At 72.1% G+C, this 18,747-nt stretch carries 13 protein-coding genes; 9 read left to right on the top strand and 4 right to left on the bottom strand.

Annotation, left to right across the window (positions count from 1 at the left end):
• Nucleotides 1-68 precede the first annotated feature (68 nt).
• Entirely contained in the window at nt 69-1,199 is a 1,131-nt protein-coding gene (locus EDD90_RS24915) for a DUF2786 domain-containing protein (RefSeq protein ID WP_123975271.1), read from the bottom strand.
• Nucleotides 1,200-1,333: 134 nt separating this feature from the next.
• Here EDD90_RS24915 and EDD90_RS24920 point away from each other — a divergent pair, with 134 nt between their 5' ends.
• The 3 genes from EDD90_RS24920 to EDD90_RS24930 all read left to right on the top strand — a co-directional run bounded on the left by EDD90_RS24920 (nt 1,334) and on the right by EDD90_RS24930 (nt 4,564).
• Nucleotides 1,334-1,960, top strand: a complete 627-nt coding sequence (locus EDD90_RS24920) for a LysE family translocator (RefSeq protein ID WP_123975272.1) — start codon at nt 1,334-1,336, stop codon at nt 1,958-1,960.
• Between the two features lie 51 nt (nt 1,961-2,011).
• The gene (locus EDD90_RS24925; RefSeq protein WP_123975273.1) at nt 2,012-2,776 is read left to right on the top strand and encodes a Clp protease N-terminal domain-containing protein; all 765 of its coding nucleotides are present in this window, start codon (nt 2,012-2,014) and stop codon (nt 2,774-2,776) included.
• 99 nt (nt 2,777-2,875) lie between these two features.
• A complete protein-coding gene (locus EDD90_RS24930; protein WP_123975274.1) occupies nt 2,876-4,564 on the top strand; it encodes a bifunctional 3'-5' exonuclease/DNA polymerase in 1,689 nt (562 codons plus the stop codon).
• Nucleotides 4,565-4,623: 59 nt separating this feature from the next.
• On the opposite strand, the gene EDD90_RS24935 is transcribed toward EDD90_RS24930, so the two are convergent.
• The 3 genes from EDD90_RS24935 to EDD90_RS24945 all read right to left on the bottom strand — a co-directional run bounded on the left by EDD90_RS24935 (nt 4,624) and on the right by EDD90_RS24945 (nt 10,980).
• Nucleotides 4,624-7,785 carry a BTAD domain-containing putative transcriptional regulator gene (locus EDD90_RS24935; protein WP_260328034.1) on the bottom strand — a complete coding sequence of 1,054 codons (3,162 nt, stop codon included), beginning with the start codon at nt 7,783-7,785 and terminating at the stop codon, nt 4,624-4,626.
• A gap of 423 nt (nt 7,786-8,208) precedes the next feature.
• Nucleotides 8,209-9,102 (bottom strand): glycosyltransferase family 2 protein, encoded by an 894-nt coding sequence (locus EDD90_RS24940; RefSeq protein ID WP_123975276.1) that lies wholly within the window; start codon nt 9,100-9,102, stop codon nt 8,209-8,211.
• 213 nt (nt 9,103-9,315) lie between these two features.
• Nucleotides 9,316-10,980, bottom strand: a complete 1,665-nt coding sequence (locus EDD90_RS24945; RefSeq protein WP_123975277.1) for a phosphatidylglycerol lysyltransferase domain-containing protein — start codon at nt 10,978-10,980, stop codon at nt 9,316-9,318.
• 388 nt (nt 10,981-11,368) lie between these two features.
• Between EDD90_RS24945 and EDD90_RS24950 the strand changes: the two genes are divergently transcribed.
• From EDD90_RS24950 to EDD90_RS24975, 6 genes are all read left to right on the top strand, one after another.
• Nucleotides 11,369-11,737 (top strand): hypothetical protein, encoded by a 369-nt coding sequence (locus EDD90_RS24950; RefSeq protein ID WP_123975278.1) that lies wholly within the window; start codon nt 11,369-11,371, stop codon nt 11,735-11,737.
• A gap of 386 nt (nt 11,738-12,123) precedes the next feature.
• The gene (locus EDD90_RS24955; RefSeq protein ID WP_123975279.1) at nt 12,124-12,834 is read left to right on the top strand and encodes a DUF5819 family protein; all 711 of its coding nucleotides are present in this window, start codon (nt 12,124-12,126) and stop codon (nt 12,832-12,834) included.
• Nucleotides 12,831-13,880 (top strand): hypothetical protein, encoded by a 1,050-nt coding sequence (locus EDD90_RS24960; protein WP_123975280.1) that lies wholly within the window; start codon nt 12,831-12,833, stop codon nt 13,878-13,880. The genes EDD90_RS24955 and EDD90_RS24960 overlap by 4 nt, the downstream gene beginning before the upstream one ends.
• Nucleotides 13,873-15,123: a M23 family metallopeptidase gene (locus EDD90_RS24965; RefSeq protein ID WP_185149205.1), complete on the top strand. Its 1,251-nt coding sequence runs from the start codon at nt 13,873-13,875 to the stop codon at nt 15,121-15,123. The genes EDD90_RS24960 and EDD90_RS24965 overlap by 8 nt, the downstream gene beginning before the upstream one ends.
• Before the next feature lie 124 nt (nt 15,124-15,247).
• Nucleotides 15,248-17,236, top strand: a complete 1,989-nt coding sequence (locus EDD90_RS24970; RefSeq protein ID WP_123975282.1) for a protease pro-enzyme activation domain-containing protein — start codon at nt 15,248-15,250, stop codon at nt 17,234-17,236.
• Nucleotides 17,233-18,681, top strand: a complete 1,449-nt coding sequence (locus EDD90_RS24975; RefSeq protein WP_123975283.1) for an NAD(P)/FAD-dependent oxidoreductase — start codon at nt 17,233-17,235, stop codon at nt 18,679-18,681. Before EDD90_RS24970 ends, EDD90_RS24975 begins: the two co-directional genes overlap by 4 nt.
• Nucleotides 18,682-18,747 lie beyond the last annotated feature (66 nt).

Here is an 18,747-nt window from a genome sequence, read left to right on the forward strand (position 1 = left end):
CGGGTTCAGGGGCGGTTCGGTCGGGATTCGGCTGACCGGACGTCGGCGGCGGCCTGGCGCGGGGAACCTCAGGACAGTTGGGTGCGGGACCGGACCTGCGCCTGATCCGCCGCCCTGGTCCCCTCCGTCCAGCCCGCCTCGTCGGTCACCCCGCGCAGACGGGTCGTGGTCGTCTCCGGAAACATCTGCTCCATGCGGCCGGTCACGGCCACCTCCCTGCTCGCCAGCACCGGGAGCAGGTCCGCCGCCGCCCCGGTCTCGGCCACGGCCGACTCCGCGGCGGCGGCCAGCCGGTCGCCGACGCGGTGGGCGTAGGCCGCCAGGAAGGACTGGCGGAAGGTCTTCGTCCGTCTGCGGCCGCCCGCGCGCTGCGCCGCCTCCGCCTTCGTCATCGCGTGCGTGGCCTGCACCAGCAGAGAGGTGTAGAGCAGCTCGACCGCCTCCAGGTCCGCCTCGAAGCCGACGACCGTGGAGAAGGCCAGTGGCTCGTTCCACACCGCCCGGCAGTGGTTGGCCGTGGCGACCGCGTCCAGCAGCACCGCCTTGGCCTGCTCGTACGGCGGCTCGACCCCCAGCCGGCAGGCTCCGGGCGCGTCCGGCGCGGGCGCCCCGGCGGCGAGCAGCGCCTCGTCGACGCTGTGCCGGGCCATCAGCTCCTGCGCCTTGGCGCTGAGCGCCTCCGCCTCCTCCGGGTAGCCGGTCGCCTCGGCCTTGGCGAGCAGCGCGCGTATCCGGGTCAGCGTGCGGGACTCCGGCCGGTGCGCGTCCGCACGGGGTCCGGGCTCGTCGAGGGGCTCCAGGACGGGCAGCCGCAGCAGCAGCCGGTACAGCTCCAGGACTGCGGTGGCGTGCGAGAAACGGTCGCCCACGCGCGCGTGACCGTCCGGCAGCGTGTCGAGCTGGGCCTTCCATCGCGGGCCGCGCGGCCGGTCGTCCGGCACCTGCGCCCGGATCAGCCCTGCGGCGAGGCCCACATGCGGATCGTCCAGCTCGCGCCGCACCAGCCGTACGACGTCGGCGGGCTGCCAGCCACGCCGCCAGGCCGCCGCGACGAACTCCCGGCCCCGGCGCGCGAGTTCCGCGTCCGCGCCGGAGTCGGCCGCGAGCAGGGAGGCGCCCGTGTCGAGGCCGGAGTCGGTGTCGTCGTACAGGGCCGCCCGGAAGGCCCGGTCGACGGTGCTGGGATCGGTGCTGGTCACACGTCGATCGTGCCATGCGCCACCGGCAACGTGCGGCGGCCGTCCACACCCTGTGGACAACTGTCCGACGCCACTCCGTCTCAGGTGCCGGAATCCGTTCGCACGCGCGCGAGGCGGCACCAAGCATGGCGGGCATGGTGGACACGTCTCTCTACGCGGCCTTTCTTGTCGCCGCCCTCGCGCTCTGCGTCACCCCCGGCCCCGACATGATGTTCATCGTGGCGGTGGGCGCCCGGGGCGGCCCGCTGACCGGGGTGACCGCCGCCGTGGGGGTCGCGTGCGCGATGTTCGTGCACTCGGTCGCCGCCGCGCTCGGTCTGTCGACTCTGTTCCTGACCCTGCCGACGCTGTACCACGTGCTGCGCTGGGCGGGCGCGGCCTATCTGCTGTACCTCGCGGTCAAGGCGTTCCGCAGCGGCGGCGGCCCGGTCGAGGCGGACGCCACGGCGGACCCGGGGCGGCGGCGGGCCTTCTGGCGGGGCGCGGTCACCAATCTCCTCAACCCGAAGGTGATCCTTTTCAACGTCTCCTTCCTCCCGCAGTTCGTGAACCCCGAACTGGGTCACATACGCGAGCAGTTCCTCATCCTGGGCAGCACGATCACGGTCATGGGCGTGTTCGTCGACGGCTCGGTCGGACTCCTCTCCGGGAAGCTCGGCGCGCTCCTGGCCCGCAGCCGGCGCGTGTCCAGGGGGCTGGACTACTTCAGCGGGACGGTCTTCGCGGGCCTGGCGGTACGGCTGGCGGCGACCCCGAAGTAGACGTGTCAACCCGAGGTTGACACTGCGGAGGTGTCAACTTACGGTTGACACATGGCGACCAACCCGGACATCACGGCATCCGTACGCCTCGACGACCTGATCGCGGCGATCAAGCAGGTGCACCCCGAACCCCTCGACCAGCTCCAGGACGCGGTGATCGCCGCCGACCACCTGGGCGACGTGGCCGACCATCTGATCGGGCACTTCGTCGACCAGGCCCGGCGCTCGGGCGCGTCCTGGACCGACATCGGCAAGAGCATGGGCGTGACCCGGCAGGCGGCGCAGAAGCGGTTCGTGCCGAAGGAGTCGGCCGACCTCGACCCCAACCAGGGCTTCAGCCGCTACACCCCCCGCGCGCGGAACGTGGTCATGGCGGCCCACAACGAGGCGCTCGCGGCGCGCAACCCGGAGGGCCGCCCCGAACACCTGGTCCTCGGGCTGCTGGCCGAGCCGGATGGCATCGCGGCGAAGGCGATCCTCGCGCAGGGCGTTCTGCTGGACACCGTGCGCCAGGCGGCGACGGCCGCGCTCCCGCCGGCCGCGGACGACGTCCCCGACCTCATCCCCTACGGCCCCGAGGCCAAGAAGGCCCTCGAACTCACCTTCCGCGAGGCACTGCGCCTCGGTCACAACTATGTCGGCACCGAGCACCTGCTGCTGGCCCTCCTGGAACACGAGAACGGCGAAGGCGTCCTGAACGGCCTCGGCATCACCAAGCCCGCGACCGAGGATTGCATCGCCAAGGTGCTGGCCCTGTGGGTGGACCAGCAGAAGGCCGCGACGGAAGCCGCGGGCGCGGCCGAGGACCCGAAGTAGCCGGACAGGTCCGGGCCCGCCCGGCCCGTACCTGTCCCGCCCGAAACGGCAAACTCGCAGGTCAAGGCCATTGTCAGTGGTGCCTGCCAGACTCGCTGCATGACCGACCGGTGGGCTCTCGCTCCGGCCGAGGACGGCGGCGTGGATGTCGCCCCCCTCGGTCCGGACGGGCTGCCCGTCGGGCCGGTGCGGCGGGAGCCCGATCTCGCCGGGGCGGTCAGGGGCCGCCCGGAGGTGACGCGCTGGGTGTGGCGGTCGACCGCCGAGGTCTATCCGCGTCTGCTCGCCACGGGGGTGCGAGTGGAGCGGTGTTACGACATCGAGGACGCCGAGACACTTCTGCTGGGCCACGAGGGACGGTTGGGTGAGCCACGCTCGGCCGCCGCCGCCCTGGCCCGCCTCCGCGGCGGCCCCGTACCACCCGATCCACCACAGCGGGCGGCCGAGCCGGGCGCACAGTCCCCGCTCTTCGAGCCGGAGGGCGGCGCCCGTCTGACGCTCGACGAACTCCTGGCGGTCTACGCCGAACAGCAGCGCCGCCACGACCGGGCCGAACACCCGGACCGGATGCGGCTGCTGACCGCGTCGGAGTCGGCGGGGATGCTGGTCGCCGCCGAGATGAACCGCGCGGGGCTACCGTGGAGCGCCGAGGTCCACCGAGAGCTGCTGCGCGAACTGCTCGGCGAGCGGTACGCGGGTGGTGGTGAACCGCGCCGGCTGGCCGAGCTGGCGGACGAGGTGTCGGCCGCGTTCGGCAGGCGGGTGCGCCCGGACCTGCCGGCCGATGTGATCAAGGCCTTCGCCCAGGCCGGGATCAAGGTGAAGTCCACCCGCCGCTGGGAGCTCTCCGGCATCGACCACCCGGCCGTGAAACCGCTCCTCGAATACAAGAAGCTGTACCGGATCTGGGTGGCCCACGGCTGGACCTGGCTCCAGGACTGGGTGCGGGACGGCAGGTTCCGGCCCGAGTTCCACGCCGGCGGCACGGTCACCGGGCGCTGGGTGACCAACGGCGGCGGCGCCCTGCAGATCCCCAAGGTCATCCGGCGGGCCGCGGTCGCCGACCCCGGCTGGCGGCTGGTCGTCGCCGACGCCGACCAGATGGAACCGCGCGTGCTCGCGGCGATCTCCCGCGACCCCGGGCTGATGGAGGTCGCGGGGCGGGAGACCGACCTCTACCAGTCCGTCTCCGACCGCGCGTTCTCCGGCGACCGTGCACAGGCGAAGCTCGCCGTCCTCGGCGCGGTCTACGGCCAGACCTCCGGCGACGGCCTGAAGAACCTGGCCGCACTCAGACGCCGCTTTCCCCGGGCGGTGGCGTACGTCGACGACGCGGCGCGGGCCGGCGAGGAGGGCCGGCTGGTGCGCACCTGGCTGGGCCGGACCTGTCCGCCGGCGGCCGGGGCCGGTGACGGCACCGAGGAGGCGGGGATGCCCCAGGAGGAGCCGGAGGAGCAGACCGCCGACGGCTGGGTGCCGGGGTACGCCTCCACCAACTCCCGTGCCAGAGGCCGCTTCGCGCGCAACTTCGTCGTCCAGGGCAGCGCCGCCGACTGGGCTCTGCTGATGCTCGCGGCACTTCGCCGGACCTGCGCGGACATGGCCGCCGAGCTGGTCTTCTTCCAGCACGACGAGGTGATCGTGCACTGTCCCGAGGAGGAGACCGAGGCGATCGTGGCGGCGATCCGGGAGGCGGCCGACCTGGCGGGACTGCTGACGTTCGGGAAGACCCCGGTCAGATTCCCGTTCACGACGGCGGTGGTGGAGTGCTACGCCGACGCGAAGTGACCGGCCGTGGCCGGCCGCTCCGCCGAGGCTGCCGGGCCGGCACCCAACGGCACCACGTGTCAGTCGTCGAGGGACAGCAGCTCTCGCAGCTCCGCGAGGACGTCGGGCTCGTCCGTGCCGTCCAGGGAGGCCAGGGCCGCGCGCCAGACGTCGTACGCCTCGCCCGTACGCCCCTGTTCCCGCAGGAGCAGACCGAGTTGATGGCGGGCGAGGCCGCCGGCGTGGCGGTCCGCGCGGGCGTCGGCGCGCTGCAGGAGCTCGGCGCACTCGTGGTGGGCGCGGTCGGTGCGGCCGAGGCCACGCAGCGCGCGCACCAGGCCGAGCCGGGTCTGGGACTCGCCGTGCCAGTCGCCGTGGCGGCCGAGGATGCGCAGGCTCTCCTCGAAGTGCCCGACGGCGGCGGCCGGTTCGCCGAGGGTGAGCTGGGCGTAGCCGATGTTGCAGTGCGCGGCGTGCTGCACGATGACGGCACCGATCGCGTCCCCGATCGCCAGTGAGCGCCGGTGCTGCTCGATGGCGGCGCGCGGGTCGGTGTGCTCGTACAGGTTGCCGAGGTGGCTGTGGGTGACGGCCTCGCCGTAGGGGTCGTTCAGCTGCCGGGAGTAGTCCAGGCTCTGCCGCAGCGCCTCACCGGACTCGTCGTAACGGCCCAGCCCTTCCAGCAGCAGCCCCCGGTTGTTCAGGCTGCGCCGGATCCAGGACGCCACGTCCAGCCGCCGCCAGATGGCGTGGGCCCGGTCGGTCAGGGCGAGGGCCTCCCGCTGCCGGCCGGTCAGGAAGCGCAGCCCGGAGAGGTCGCCCAGAGCGTAGGCCTCGGCGGGCTCGTCGCCGAGGCGCCGGGCGGCGGCCAGGGCGGCGGTGCCGAGCACCTCCATCTCGGCGACCCGCCCCCTGCGCAGGACGTACGGGAAGAGGAGCCGGACGAGGGTGGAGAGATAGGCGCTGATCCGCCGGTCGGCCGTGTCGGTGTACCGGTCCACCAGGGCGACGATGTTCTCCAGCTCCACATCGCCCCAGGCGAAAGCGTGCTCGGCGCACTCGAAGGAGGGCAACGCGGCCGCGTACGCCTGGTGTTCGGGGGGCTGGGCGGCGGTGGGACGGCGGCGGTCGCCCTGGTCGAGGCCGGGTTCGACGATGGCGACGAGAGCGCGTTCGGCGACGGCGGCGAACCAGCGCAGGGCGGTGAGGGCGGCCTCGGCGTGGTCGGCGGGGCCGGTGCCCTGGGCCAGCTCCCGCGCGAAGTCGCGTACCAGGTCGTGCGGGGTGTAGCGGCCGTACGCGGTCTCCTCCAGGAGGGCCACCTCGACCAGCCGGTCCAGGGCGGCCTCGGCACGGCGCTCGTCGGTGCCGGTGAGCCGCGCGATCAACGGGGCGCCGTAGGTGGGCAGATCGAGCGCGCCGAGGTGGCGGAGAGCGAGGGCGGCGTCGCGGTCGGGGGCGCGCGCGGAGGCGGCGAGGGCGTCATGGGCGACGGCGAGGGAACGGCGGACGCTCAGGTCGTCGTACTCGAGGTGGTGCAGTCTGCTGGCCGCGGCGGCCAGTTGACCGGCCAGCGTCTCGGGGGTGAGGACACGGCGGGCGGCCAGCCGGGCGGCGACCACGCGCAGGGCGAGCGGGAGCCGGCCGGTGAGGCCGACGAGCGGGTGCCCGGCACCGATCTCCTCCCGCCCGCTGACCGCACGGAGCAGTGCCGCGCTGTCCTCACCGGTCAGCGGCCCGAGCGGAAAACGGTGGGCGCCGTCGAGCGCGGTGAGCGGCGACCGGCTGGTGACGATCACCGCACAGCCGGGCCCGCCGGGGAGCAACTGCCGTACCTGGGCGGCGTTCTCGGCATCGTCGAGCAGCAGCAGGGTGCGGGTGGGCGCGAGCAGGGAGCGCAGCAACGCGGCGGCTGCATCCGGGTGTTCGGGGATGTGCCGAGGGTCGGCGCCGAGGTCCCGCAGCAGCGCGGCGAGCGCCTGCGCGGCGGCGAGCGGGGGCACGCCGGGGGTGGAACCATGCAGGTTGACGTAGAGCTGACCGTCGGGGAAACGTTCCCGCAGCTGATGGGCGGCATACAGCGCGAGCGCGCTCTTGCCGACCCCGGCCATCCCGCTGACCACGGCGACGGCGGGAGCGGCCTCCGCAGGGGTCAGGGCACGGTGCAGCGCTTCGCGCACGGCGGTGCGGCCGGTGAAGTGGGCCGGGATCGGGGGGAGTTGGGCGGGACGGGGCGTCCGGGGGTCGTCGCGCGCAGAACGGGGGCGGACGGGCTGATCCGTGACGGGGACGCCGTCCGCAGCCACATCAACGCCTTCACCTTCCGGCCGACGGTCGGTCGACGCCCCCTCTGGGGGCGCGGGGAGCTGCGCGACAAGCCCCGATGCACCCGCACTCACCCCACCGCCTTCACCCACCACCTCGTCCGGCGCACCCTCATCCGGCACATGCCCTTCCGGCGCAGCCTCCGCCACCGCGCCACTCGCCCGCAGCACCTCCACATGTGCGTCGCGGACCGCCGGGCCCGGGTCGATGCCCAGTTCCTCTCGCAGGCGGTCCCGCAGGTCACGGTGGACCGCGAGGGCCTCGGCCTGCCGGCCCGTGCGGTGCAGGGCCAGCATCAGCTGGCGGTGGTAGGCCTCGCGCAGCGGGTGCTCGGCGACGAGCGCCGCCAACTCCGGCACCAGGCCGCCGGTTCGGGGTCCGCCGAGGGCGAGCTCCGCGTCGTAGCGCCACTCCAGCAGAAGCAGCCGGGCCTCCTCCAGACGCTGCACGAAGGCGTAACCGCCGAAGTCGGCGGGGAGGCCGCCGAGCGGGGTGCCGCGCCAGAGGGTGAGCGCGTCGGCGCAGGCACGCAGCACCGGCGCCCACTCCCGCCGCCCGTGCGCCGTACGCGCCTGCGCCACCCGGGCGTCGAACACATCGACGTCCAGCTCACCGTCGTCGACCCGCAGCACATACCCGGGCGGTACGGCCCGAAGCCGCTCGGGGTCGTCGAGGAGCCGGCGCAGCCGGGTCACGTGGTTGTGCAGCGAGGCCTGCGCCGACACCGGGGGCGCTCCGCCCCACAGTGCCTCCTTGAGGGACTCGACGGAGACGACCCGCCCGGCCTCCAGCAGCAACTCGGCCAGCAGCACACGCACCTTGGGGCTGCCGATCGGGCGCACGTCGCCCGCGCCGTAGAGGACCGGAGGGCCCAGCAGTCCGAACCGCAGCTCGTACCGCCGCATCGCTCCGCCCATCGCCTTCCCGCACGGTCACGGCGACCGCGCCGCGCGGCGGGTCCGCCCGCCGGTACATGTCATGACTGCTGGCGGAATCCCACCCCGTCGGGGACGGATTCCCGCCATCTTCTCTGTGCCGGTCAGAGCCGGGAACCGCAGGGTTTCCGGCCTGCTCCCGGAGACGTACGACCACTTCACGCCAACCGGTTGGTGCCCTCCGGGAGAACCACTGGCCACATGTTAGCGATCCGTTGGCGAGCCTTGATGTGATCTTCGCATCGGACCGGGCCCGACGGCGCGCGCGTATGTCGCGTAACTCGGGGGAGTGTCGCCGCAGGCCTGGCTCCGGGGACGCGAGAGGGTTCCGGCCGTCGGAGGTGAACGACCGGAACCCTCGTCCCGCTTTCCGCACCTGCTGGGCGAATTGCCGTTTCCCGCAGGTCAGATGACAGGCGGGCGTCCGAGCCGGGTGAGCCGCCAGACCGTGCGCCAGCGCATGGGCCGACGCTCGCCGGCGGGTTCGCGTATCCCCTCCACGAAACCCCCGAACCAGGCCCGCAGCCCGCCCGTCGAACGGGTGCGCAGCAGCGTGATCGCCGTCCACACGGCCAGATGCACCGGGATCAGCGGCAGCGGCAGCCGACGGCGGGTCAGCCAGACCCGGTTGCGGGCGGTGACCCGGAAGTAGACGGCGTGCCGCGCGGGCGAGGTCCGGGGGTGCTGGAGGAGCAGTTCGGGCGCGTAGCGGATCTTCCAGTCGGCATCGGCGGCCCGCCAGGCGAGGTCGGTCTCCTCGTGGGCGAAGAAGAACCGGGCGGGCCAGTCGCCGATCTCGGCGAGCATGGTCATGCGCAGGGCGTGCCCGCCGCCGAGGAAGTTGGTGACGTAACCCCCGCGCATCGGGTCGGCGTTGCCGACGCGCGGCACGTGCCGCTGCTGGGTCTCGCCGTGCTCGTCCGCGATCCGGAAGCCGACGATGCCGAGACGGGGTTCGGCCGCGAACAGGTCGCGGACGTGCCGGAGCACCTCGACGTCGACGAGCACCCCGTCGTCGTCCAGTTCGACAACGACGTCCACGTCGCCGTACTCACGCAGCCTGGCGAGGGCGACATTGCGGCCGCCGGGACAGCCGAGGTTCTCCTCGACGTCGATGACGGTGACCTCGCCGGGAAGGTCGAGGCGGCGGGCGTACTCGGGCAGCGGGCAGCCGTTGCCGACGATCACGATGCGGGCCGGGGCGAGGTCCTGTTTGGCGACGGACCTGAGCAGGGCGTCGACTTCGTCGGGCCGGTTCCCCATGGTCACCACGGCAACCGCGAGCCTCGGCTCCGCCATCTCCCTCACCTCATCCGGCCGACGGCGGTGCCCGCGCCCTGACCGCGCGACACTCGTCGTTCACCAAGATGTTGCCCCAGGTGCGCCGGTACTCCTGACTTCGATTTAGTTTGCAGCCCTTTTACGGTGATTTTCCTTGTGCCGGACGAACAGCTCGCGGGCGATCCGGCGGTTGGTCAGCCCGGTCGCCGCGAGCTGAGCCACGGCGTGCTCCTACGGGGTGAGCCCGTCCGGCGCACGCACCCCAACATCGCCGCAACTTCGGCCGAGCAGCCCGGGCAGGTCGGCCGCGTGGTCCTGGTCGCAGGCGGGCAGCGGCCGTAACGCGGCAACGGCCTCGGCGGACCGGCCGCGCACGGTTGCCAGGAACGCCCGGGCGCACGCGGTATGACAGTGCGCCGCGCCGATGGGTTCCGTATGGTCCGGCGCGGTCACCGCGCAGCGCAGCATGCGGACGGCGGGAGCGGTGCTCGAATGCCGTAGCGCCGCCTCCGCCCACTGGCGGGCCGCCTCCCCGCGCCCATCCAGCGAGATGCCCTCGGGCCCCCAGGGCACGAAGTGCAGGAGCGCCTTCAGGTCGTCACCGGACGGGTCCTGCCCGGCTGCCTCGTCGGGTGCCCTGTGGGCGGTGACGACGACGCACTCGCCGTCCGCGGGATCGCCGAACCGGCCCAGCGCGGTGGAGAATCCGCGTTCCACGGTGGTGCCCCGCCACTGTGCCGCAGCGTTGCCGATCCGCTGCCGCTCCGTCGCGTCCAGTTCGGCGACCCGGCGCACCCGGCAGACGTAGCCGGCACGTTCGATCCTCTTCACCATCTGCCGGACGTTGCGCATGGCCCGGCCCGACAGCGAGAAGTCGGACGTGTCGACCACCGCCTCGTCGCCCAGCTCCAGCGCGTCGAGTCCGGCCTCCCTGGCCCAGATCTCCCCGCCAGTCTCACTGCAGCCCACGACGGCGGGCACCCAGGCGTGCTCGCGGGCCTCGGCCATGAAGGCATGGATGGCGCCCGGCCATGCCTCGACGTCGCCGAGCGGGTCGCCGGAGGCCAGCATGACCCCCGAGACCACCCGGTAGGCGATCGCGGCCTTCCCCGAGGGGGAGAACACCACGCTCTTGTCGTGCCGCAGCGCGAAGTAGCCCAGGGAGTCGCGGGCACCGTAACGATCGAGCAGCGCTCGCACCCGCGACTCGTCCTCCGCCGTCAACTCCGGTTTCGGCGTCTCCGGGCGCAGCGCGAGCCAGACGGTGGTCAGCGCCGTCAGCAGGCCGAGGGCACCCAGCGAGTAGCCCACCAGCTCGGCGATCCGGGCCGAGGTGTACCGGACCGGCCCCTCGAAGCCGAACAGCCCGTACAGCACGTGCTCCAGCCGCTGCGGGAAGCCGTACGGCCGGCGCTCGCTCGACGGGTGGACGCTGACGATGAGCAGGCCGAGCAGGACGCTGACACCGCCGAGACCGAGCAGGCCGACGAGCGCTCGTAGCCGGGTGCGCGGGTCGGCCTTGGCGTAGAACTCACGCCGGTGGACCACGATCGCCCCCAGCAGCACCAGCGCGATCACCGCCGTGACCAGCTGGTGGCGGTGCAGCAGGTGAAGCGCCGCGCTCACCGGAAGCAGCACGACCACCGCGCGCCAGGCCCGGCGCTTGCGGCGGCGCAGCGCGTGGGCCAGCAGGATCAGCAGCAGTCCGCTGGTCAGCTGGCCCACCGTGGCCAGGGTGGTCACCCCGCCCGGAAGCTCACCGAGCCAGCCGTGCACCCGGGAGTGCCGGAAGCCGGGGAAGAGGGCACTCACCAGATCCAGGACACCGATCAGCCGGCAGACATGGCCCGCCACCGACGGAACCCATGGCCGTCCGTTCCGATAACGCTCGTTCATAGTGCAACCCTAGAGGCCGGAAAGGACGAAAAGCCCCTCTCTTGTCTGCCCATTTCAAGATGCGTTAGCGCGGGTTTAGTTTCCTCTCGAAAATCCCACCTGAAGGTAAAGGTTTCGTGATCCGAAGTGGGCACCTGAACGCCAATGACCTGCATGAACCATCAGTAACCCCCCTGGATTTGAGCTTTAACTGAGCTTGGAGCATGCAGCTCCGTTTGATGGGTGCGAAATCCGTTGAGCATCCCGTGAAGTCATGGTTAGAGTGAAGCCACTCCCCGGATACACAAGGCATTAAACGTGCCATGCCGCACCCCGGGAGAAAGTGCGCACTTGTCTGCGAATCGATTCGCACATCCTCTTTAATTCTCACCACTCGAAGGGAACCACCATGAACGGCAAGCGTGCCGTCGCCGGTGCGGTCATCGCGGCTCTCGCCGCGGTCGGCACCGCGGGTCTCACCACGTCCAGCGCGTCGGCTGCCTCCCTGCCGCAGCACAAGGCCGCCGCCCAGCACTCGGTCGCCACCGCCCACGTCCTGGGCAAGGGTGTGCAGCCGCAGTTCTGGCACGGGATCGCCCAGAGCGTCGCCGCGGCGACGGTCGTCAAGGCGACCGAATTTGTCACGACGAAGCTCCCCAAGTCGAGCGACTCCTCGTCGTCCAGCGAGTCCTCGTCGTCCTCCAGCGGTGGCCCGGCTCTCAGCGCCAAGTCGCTGCATGGCGTCATCCCGGGCGACACCGCCTACGACGCCAACTGACCGTCAGGCCCCGAGTTCCACCACGCCGCACGATGTGCGGCAGCGCGACGCCCACCAGCGCCGGCCGACCACCGGCGCCGCGCGACATGTGGCGCCGGCGGACGTCCAGCCCAGGCGGAGCACGGCACCGCCGGGGTGGCGGGGTCGTACACCATCCGGTATCGAACGGCCATCGATGCCGGATGGCATGACCACCGCATGACCGGTGGTGCGAGTGACATGCGGTGCCGGGTGACCACACACACCGCCTGGCCCCCGGTGCCGGGGCGGGGCGCCCCGCCCCGGCACACAGTGTCGCCCGAACCTACCGCCCCTTTTTTCGAACTTTTCGATCTTTCCCGAATCGACCGACCTGGATGTCGGCCCCACCTGGAGTGTGGACAGCGATGAGAGTTCTCGCGCGCTCGCGCGAATCGGAGGGAGCACCCCGGACGGCGAGCGGGCCGCTCCCGCTCAGGGTACGGATCAGTGCGCTGACCGCCCTCGCGGCCGCAGCGGTGTACTGCCTGTGCTGCCTGGCGTACAACGCCCCCGACTCCCCGGCGAAGGACCGTGTCAAGGGCCCGGTCACGGCTCTCATGAACCCGGTCTTCTGGCAGGACTGGCAGTTGTTCGGACCCACCCCGGGAAACAGTGACGACCTCATATACCTACGTGTCCGGATGACGCTTCCCGGCTCCGGACAGACCGTGGAGTCGAGTCCCGTCGAGATCGAGCAGGCCATCGACAGATCACCACGCGACTTCCGCCTGAACCCGACGAAACTGCCCGGCGTGCTGCTCGCGTTCGATGCCGACGCCAACCGGTACGCGGGGATCGCGAACAAGCTCCAGAAACTGCCCGCGGCCGAGCGTGAGGCAGCCCGCAAACGTCTCGACGAACAGTTCAAGCCGAACTTCGAGGAGATGCAGCGGTTCTTCTCCGTACAGGCGAAGACGCTCTACCCCGGCGCGCGGATCGGCGCCGTCCAGGCGACCTTCAAGACCCGGCCCATCGTTCCGTTCTCGGCGCGGTACGCGGTACCCAAGCCGTCGCAGCACGAGCACGGGGTCCTGGCGACGTCGTGGCTGACCTACATACCGGGGGTGGCGGAGTGACCGGCGTGTTCACCCTGCTGGGCAGGATGTGGCAGGACGGCACGGCTCGGCTGGACGCGGTGCTGCTGCGCCTCGCGACCAGGAGGCACCGGCTGATCGGCGTGGCCATTCTCCGTGTCGCCGTCGGCTTCGCCACCGTTCTGTACTGCCTGTCCGACTACTCGAAGCGGCGCTTCCTGTGGGGACCGGACTCCTACGACTCGATCTCCACGGCGAAGGCCGCCCTGCCGCGATGGAACTTCTCGATCTTCCTGTGGAGTCATTCCACGCTCTGGTTCGAGATCGTCTTCCACGCCGCGATCCTGGTCGCCCTGGCCTTCATGATCTTCGGCGGCCGGGCGCTCACCCTGGTGCAGGCCGTGATGATGTGGTCGCTGCACAACCGCAACCAGGACATCCTGGAGGGCGGTGACAACCTCGCCCAGATCCTCATCCTGTTCATGGTCTTCACCGTCTCCAACGCCTACTTCGCGCCCGGCGCGAAGCAGCGGCGCGCACGGATGCGGGAGCAGGAACAGCCGACGGTCCCCACCGTGCTGCACAACCTGGCCGCCTTTCTCATCGTCTTCCAGACCGCGGTGCTGTACTTCGCCGCCGGCTACTGGAAGATCACGGGGAAGATGTGGCAGGACGGCGTGGCCATGTACTACATCAGCCGGATCACCGGCTTCGAGATGTCGTCGGCCTATGCGCATCTCATGAACAACGCCTTCGTGGGCACCGCCGTCTGCTACTTCACGATCTTCATCGAACTCGCGCTGCCCTTCGCCATCCTGTCCGCCCGCCCGTGGGTCCGGAAGGCCAACACCGTGGCCCTGGAGTGCCTGCACCTGGGCATCATGGCCTTCATGGGCCTCATATGCTTCGGCCTGCTGATGATCGGCGCGGACTGCACCTGCCTGCGTGACGACGACTACCGGTCGCTTGCCCGGCGCTTCCGGTCCGTCAAGGGCCGGCTGTCGCAACGTCGTTGGGCACCGCTGCCCACAGGCGGAATGACCCCCGTGGCCATGGTGGCCGGACAGGATGGTGCGGCCAATGCGTGACACGACCGGGGAATCGGCGACGCCCCGCCAGGCGGGGCGGCCGGACCCCCGGCCGGCAGGTGCCGCGGCGCAAGCCCTGTACCGCTTCCTCACCGCCGAGGCCGCCGACCGGGAGCGTCTCGCGCCGCGCGTGGTCGCCGCCGTGGGCCGCGCACGGCTCGACGAGATCGTGGACGTCACGCTCGCGCGCATCGGAGACGTCACCGGCATACGCGACAGCCGCGACGGCCTGGTGATCGAGGGCACCACCGGCCGAACCCTCGCCTTCGCCGTCAGCCAGGACGGCCTGCGACTCGACGAGTTCCTGATCCAGCCGGGGGCGTACCGGCCACCGCGCCTGCGCATCCCGCCGGAGGTGCGCGGAGCGTTCGGGTGGATCGTCCTGGCACTGTTGCTCGTCCTGCGCATCGAAGCGTGCTGGGAGGCACCCTCCCGCATCGTCTGGTGCGGGAGGGTGCTCATGGTGGTGGCCGGCTACGTGGTCCTGGAGGGCCGGTTCACCCCCGCTCGGCTCCCGTGGTGGATCCGCCGGCCCGTGGAGGCCGGGGCGCTCGTCGCTCTTGCCTCCGCGTGGCGTCTGCCCGGGCTGCCCGTCTCCGGTGGCAATGCCGCCGAACCCGTCGTGGGCCTCGTCCTGGTCGGCGTCTTCGGCGCGTTGCTCGTCCGGGCACGACGCCACCGCTGGGGAACGGTCGTCTCCCGCCCTCTCGTGTTCCCCCTGCGGGGCGGCAGTTGGTACATCGCGCAGGGCGGAGGACGCGGCCTCAACCACCATTTCGCCTTCCCCGAACAGCGGGGTGCCCTGGACATCCTCCAGGTCGGCCCCGGCGGTGCACGGGCGCGCCACCGCGCCCGACGCGACCGCGCGGGCGGAAAGAACACGAGCTATCTCGTGTACGGGCAGCCCGTGCACGCCCCCTGCGACGGTACGGTCGTCTCCGCCGCCGACCACATCGACGACCAGGAACCCGGCCTCATCCGCTACCAGCCCCGTTACGGCAACCACGTGTGGATCGACACGGGCGCCGAGATCGTCAAGCTGGTCCATCTGCGCCCCGGCACCGTGACCGTGGCCAAGGGCGACACCGTGCGCGCCGGGCAGGTGCTCGGCGAGGTCGGCAACTCGGGCAACAGCACCGAGCCGCACCTGCACATCCACGCCGAACGCGACGGCGTCGGCCTCGACCTGGAGTTCGAGGGGGTCTCGGGCCCGCTGTGCCGGGGCCGGACCGTCCGCTCGTAGACCACGCCACGCCCTTCATCACGGCAGGCAGCCCTCCGGCCCGCACGGACGACGTGCCCGGGCCCGGGCCGCCTCGTCACGTCCTGCGCATCCTCGGCACCCCCTCACCAGAAGGTCTTCACCCGTGCCCCTCCACGCCCCCATACGCCCGCTGCGCCGTCTGCGCGGCTCGGTGGTCGCGGCTTCCTGCGCCGCCCTGCTGTGCACCGCCGGATTCCTGCCCACCGCCCACGCCGCCGACCGGCATCCGCTCATGGGATCCCGGCCCGCCTACGCGGCGCCGGCCGCCGACGCGGGACCAGTGCCCGGCGACCGGCGCGTCAGCGCACGGCTCTACCTCAACTCCCGTGATCCGCAAGGCCTGGCGGCGTTCCTGCGCGATGTCACCGACCCCCGCAGCCCGCACTACCGGCACTTCCTCACGCCCGCGCAGTACCAGCGCCGCTTCGGCCCGGCCGACCGTCAGATCCAGACCGTCACGGCATGGCTGGCCAGGTCCGGGTTCACCGTCACCGGCCGCAACGCCCACTATCTGCGGATCGGGGGCCCCGCCCGCGCCGTCCGGCAGGCCTTCGGCACGAGCCTGCATCGCTACCGCACCGGACGCGACACCATCGACGCCCCCTCGGCCGACCTCAGCGTGCCCGCCTCCCTCGGCTCCGCCGTGCTCGGTGTCACCGGCCTGTCCCTCCCCGGCGCGGCCCGCCCGCTGTCCACCCCGGCGCCCGCCCTCGACGTACCCGCCGACGGTGCCGTCTGCTCCGGCCACTTCGGGCAGAAGCCCGCCACGAACTTGCCTGAGGCGTACGGCAGGACCTCCACCTACGCGCCCTGCCCCTACACCCCCGCCCAGCTGCGTCACGCCTACGGCGCGGGCGGCAGAGGCAGCGCCACCGGCCGCGGCGCCACCGTCGCCGTCGTCGACGCCTACGGATCGCCGGACATGGCCGCCGACACGGCCCGCTACGCCCGCGCCACCGGCGACCGTCCTTTCCGGCCGGGCCAGTACCGCGAGCAGGTCACCCCCTCCCAGTGGCAGATCGGCGACGCGTGCGCGCCTCCGCGCACCTGGGCCGGCGAGCAGGCTCTCGACATCGACCTCGCCCACGGCCTCGCCCCGGACGCGAACGTCCTCTACGTCGGCGCGAACTCCTGCCTCGACGACGACCTGATGAACGCCGAGTCGTATGTCATCGACGGCCGCCGGGCGGACGTCATCTCGAACTCCTGGGCCGAGATCATCCACTCCGACCCGGGGCACCTCACCCCTACCCTGGTCGCCGCGTGGAACCTGCTCTTCCAACAGGCCGCCGCCGAAGGCATCGGGGTCTACTTCGCGGCGGGTGACTGCGGCGACTCCTCGCCCCAGGCAGCTCTGACCGGGGTCAACTGCGACCCGAAGACCACCCGCGCCCAGGCCGACTTCCCCAGCGGCTCCCCGTGGGTCACCTCGGTCGGCGGCACCACCCTCGCCTTGGACCGGCACGGCGACTACGCCTGGGAGACCAGCATGGGCGACGAGTTGTCCATCCGCACCGACAAGGGCAAGGGACCCTGGGGACCCGTCCCCGGCGTCTTCGCCTTCGGCGGCGGAGGAGGAGCGAGCGACTTCCCGCAGCCCTGGTACCAGCGCGACCGCGGCACCGGCGACACCGGGCACCGCACGACTCCCGACGTCGCGATGGAGGGTGACGGAGCACTGCCCGTACTGGTCGGGTTCACCGACGCCGGAACCTTCCACCTCATCGGATTCGGCGGCACATCGGCGGCGACCCCCGCCTTCGCCGCCCTGCAGGCCGACGCGGAACAAGCCTCCGGGCACCGGATCGGCTTCGCCAACCCGCTCCTGTACGCACTCTCCGGTTCCCGCACCCAGGTCTTCCACGACGTCACCGACCGGCCCGCGAACGCCGGATCCTCGCCCCTCACCGTGGTCCGCGACGAGGGCCCCGACACCGACACCTCCACCGGCGCCCAGCGCTACATCCTCTACACGCTCGGCCATGACTTCGGCCTGCCCGCGCACCGCGGCTACGACGACGCCACGGGCCTGGGCTCCCCCGCCCCGGGATACCTGCGCTGGTTCCAGCACACCAAGGGCGCCCTGCGGTGACCGCCGACGCCATCGTCGTGGGAGCGGGGCCCAACGGTCTCGCGGGCGCCGTCACGCTCGCCCAGGCGGGCCTTTCCGTGACCGTCCTGGAAGCCGCCGCCACCATCGGCGGCGGGACACGCAGCGGCGAGGTCACCGTGCCCGGCCTGCTCCACGACCACTGCGCCGCGGTGCATCCCATGGCCGTCGCATCGCCCTACCTGCGCACTCTCGGCCTCGAACGCCACGGACTGCGCTGGGAGCACGCCGAGACCGCCCTCGCCCACCCCCTCGACGGCGGCCACGCTGCCGTACTCCAGCGCGATCTGGCCGCGACCGTGCGGGGTCTCGGCGTCGACGGCCCGGCCTGGCGTCGTCTGTTCTCACCCCTGACCGCCCACTACGACGCCCTGAGCGAAGACCTCATGCGCCCCTTGGCGCGTCTGCCCCGTCACCCCGTCCTGACGGGCAGGTTCGGGCTTCTGGCGGCTCAACCTACGCAGTGGACCCTGCGCCGATGGCGGGGCCAAGCGGCCCGCGCCCTGTTCGCAGGGATCGCCGCCCACGCGCTGCAGCCGCTCGCCGCCCCAGGCAGCTCCGCCATCGGACTCGTGCTCACCGCCGCCGCGCACCGGCACGGCTGGCCCGTCGCCCGTGGGGGCTCTCAGGCCATCGCCCACGCGCTCGCCGCCCGTCTCGTTGAACTCGGCGGCACCATCGAAACGGGCACCCCCGTTCGTTCCCTGCGAGACCTTCCCCCCGCCCGCACGATCCTGCTCGACCTGGCTCCCCGCGCGGCAGCGCGGGTGTGCGGTCCGCGTCTTCCCGCCCGCATCCGGCGCGCCTACACCTGCTACCGGCACGGGCTCGCCGCGTACAAGGTCGACCTGGCGGTGGAGGGAGGCGTGCCATGGCATGCCGAGGTGTGCCGCAAGGCGGGCACCGTCCACCTCGGCGGAACCGCGGAGGAGATCGCGGAGGCCGAACAGGCCGCGTCCCGCGGGCGGATGCCCCGGCGTCCCTTCGTTCTGGTCGCCCAGCAGTACCTCGCTGACCCCAGGCGTTCGGCCGGCGACATCCACCCCGTCTGGGCATATGCGCACGTCCCGCACGGCTACGACGGCGACGCGACGGCCGCCGTCCTGGACCGGATCGAGCAGTACGCCCCAGGACTGCGCGACCGCGTCGTCGGCCTGTCCACCCGCTCCCCGGCCCAACTGGAGGCGTACAACCCCAACTACGTCGGCGGAGACATCCTCACCGGCGCCAACTCCCTCGCCTCGCTCGCATTCCGCCCACGCCCTGCCCTCGACCCGTACGCAACGGGCATCCCCGGCGTCTACCTGTGCTCGGCGGCGACGCCACCGGGCGCGGGCGTGCACGGCATGTGCGGCCACAACGCCGCGAGATCGGCACTGCGAGAACTTGGCCTGACCGTGGCCGCGCCCGCCTGCCCGTCACCCTGAGGGCCCGATTCGCCGCACTGAGCGACTCTGAAGGTGATCGGAAAATCGATCTTCGGCAGGGCAGGC

The sequence above is a fragment of the Streptomyces sp. Ag109_O5-1 genome (assembly GCF_003814875.1).
GTDB lineage: Bacteria > Actinomycetota > Actinomycetes > Streptomycetales > Streptomycetaceae > Streptomyces > Streptomyces sasae.

Bases quoted from the DNA above. Each gene is read 5' to 3' on its own strand.
- EDD90_RS24920 (WP_123975272.1), top strand. From the start codon at position 1,334: ATGGTGGACACGTCTCTCTACGCGGCCTTTCTTGTCGCCGCCCTCGCG.
- EDD90_RS24925 (WP_123975273.1), top strand. From the start codon at position 2,012: ATGGCGACCAACCCGGACATCACGGCATCCGTACGCCTCGACGACCTG.
- EDD90_RS24930 (WP_123975274.1), top strand. From the start codon at position 2,876: ATGACCGACCGGTGGGCTCTCGCTCCGGCCGAGGACGGCGGCGTGGAT.
- EDD90_RS24935 (WP_260328034.1), bottom strand. From the start codon at position 7,785: ATGGGCGGAGCGATGCGGCGGTACGAGCTGCGGTTCGGACTGCTGGGC.
- EDD90_RS24940 (WP_123975276.1), bottom strand. From the start codon at position 9,102: ATGGCGGAGCCGAGGCTCGCGGTTGCCGTGGTGACCATGGGGAACCGG.
- EDD90_RS24945 (WP_123975277.1), bottom strand. From the start codon at position 10,980: ATGAACGAGCGTTATCGGAACGGACGGCCATGGGTTCCGTCGGTGGCG.
- EDD90_RS24950 (WP_123975278.1), top strand. From the start codon at position 11,369: ATGAACGGCAAGCGTGCCGTCGCCGGTGCGGTCATCGCGGCTCTCGCC.
- EDD90_RS24955 (WP_123975279.1), top strand. From the start codon at position 12,124: ATGAGAGTTCTCGCGCGCTCGCGCGAATCGGAGGGAGCACCCCGGACG.
- EDD90_RS24965 (WP_185149205.1), top strand. From the start codon at position 13,873: ATGCGTGACACGACCGGGGAATCGGCGACGCCCCGCCAGGCGGGGCGG.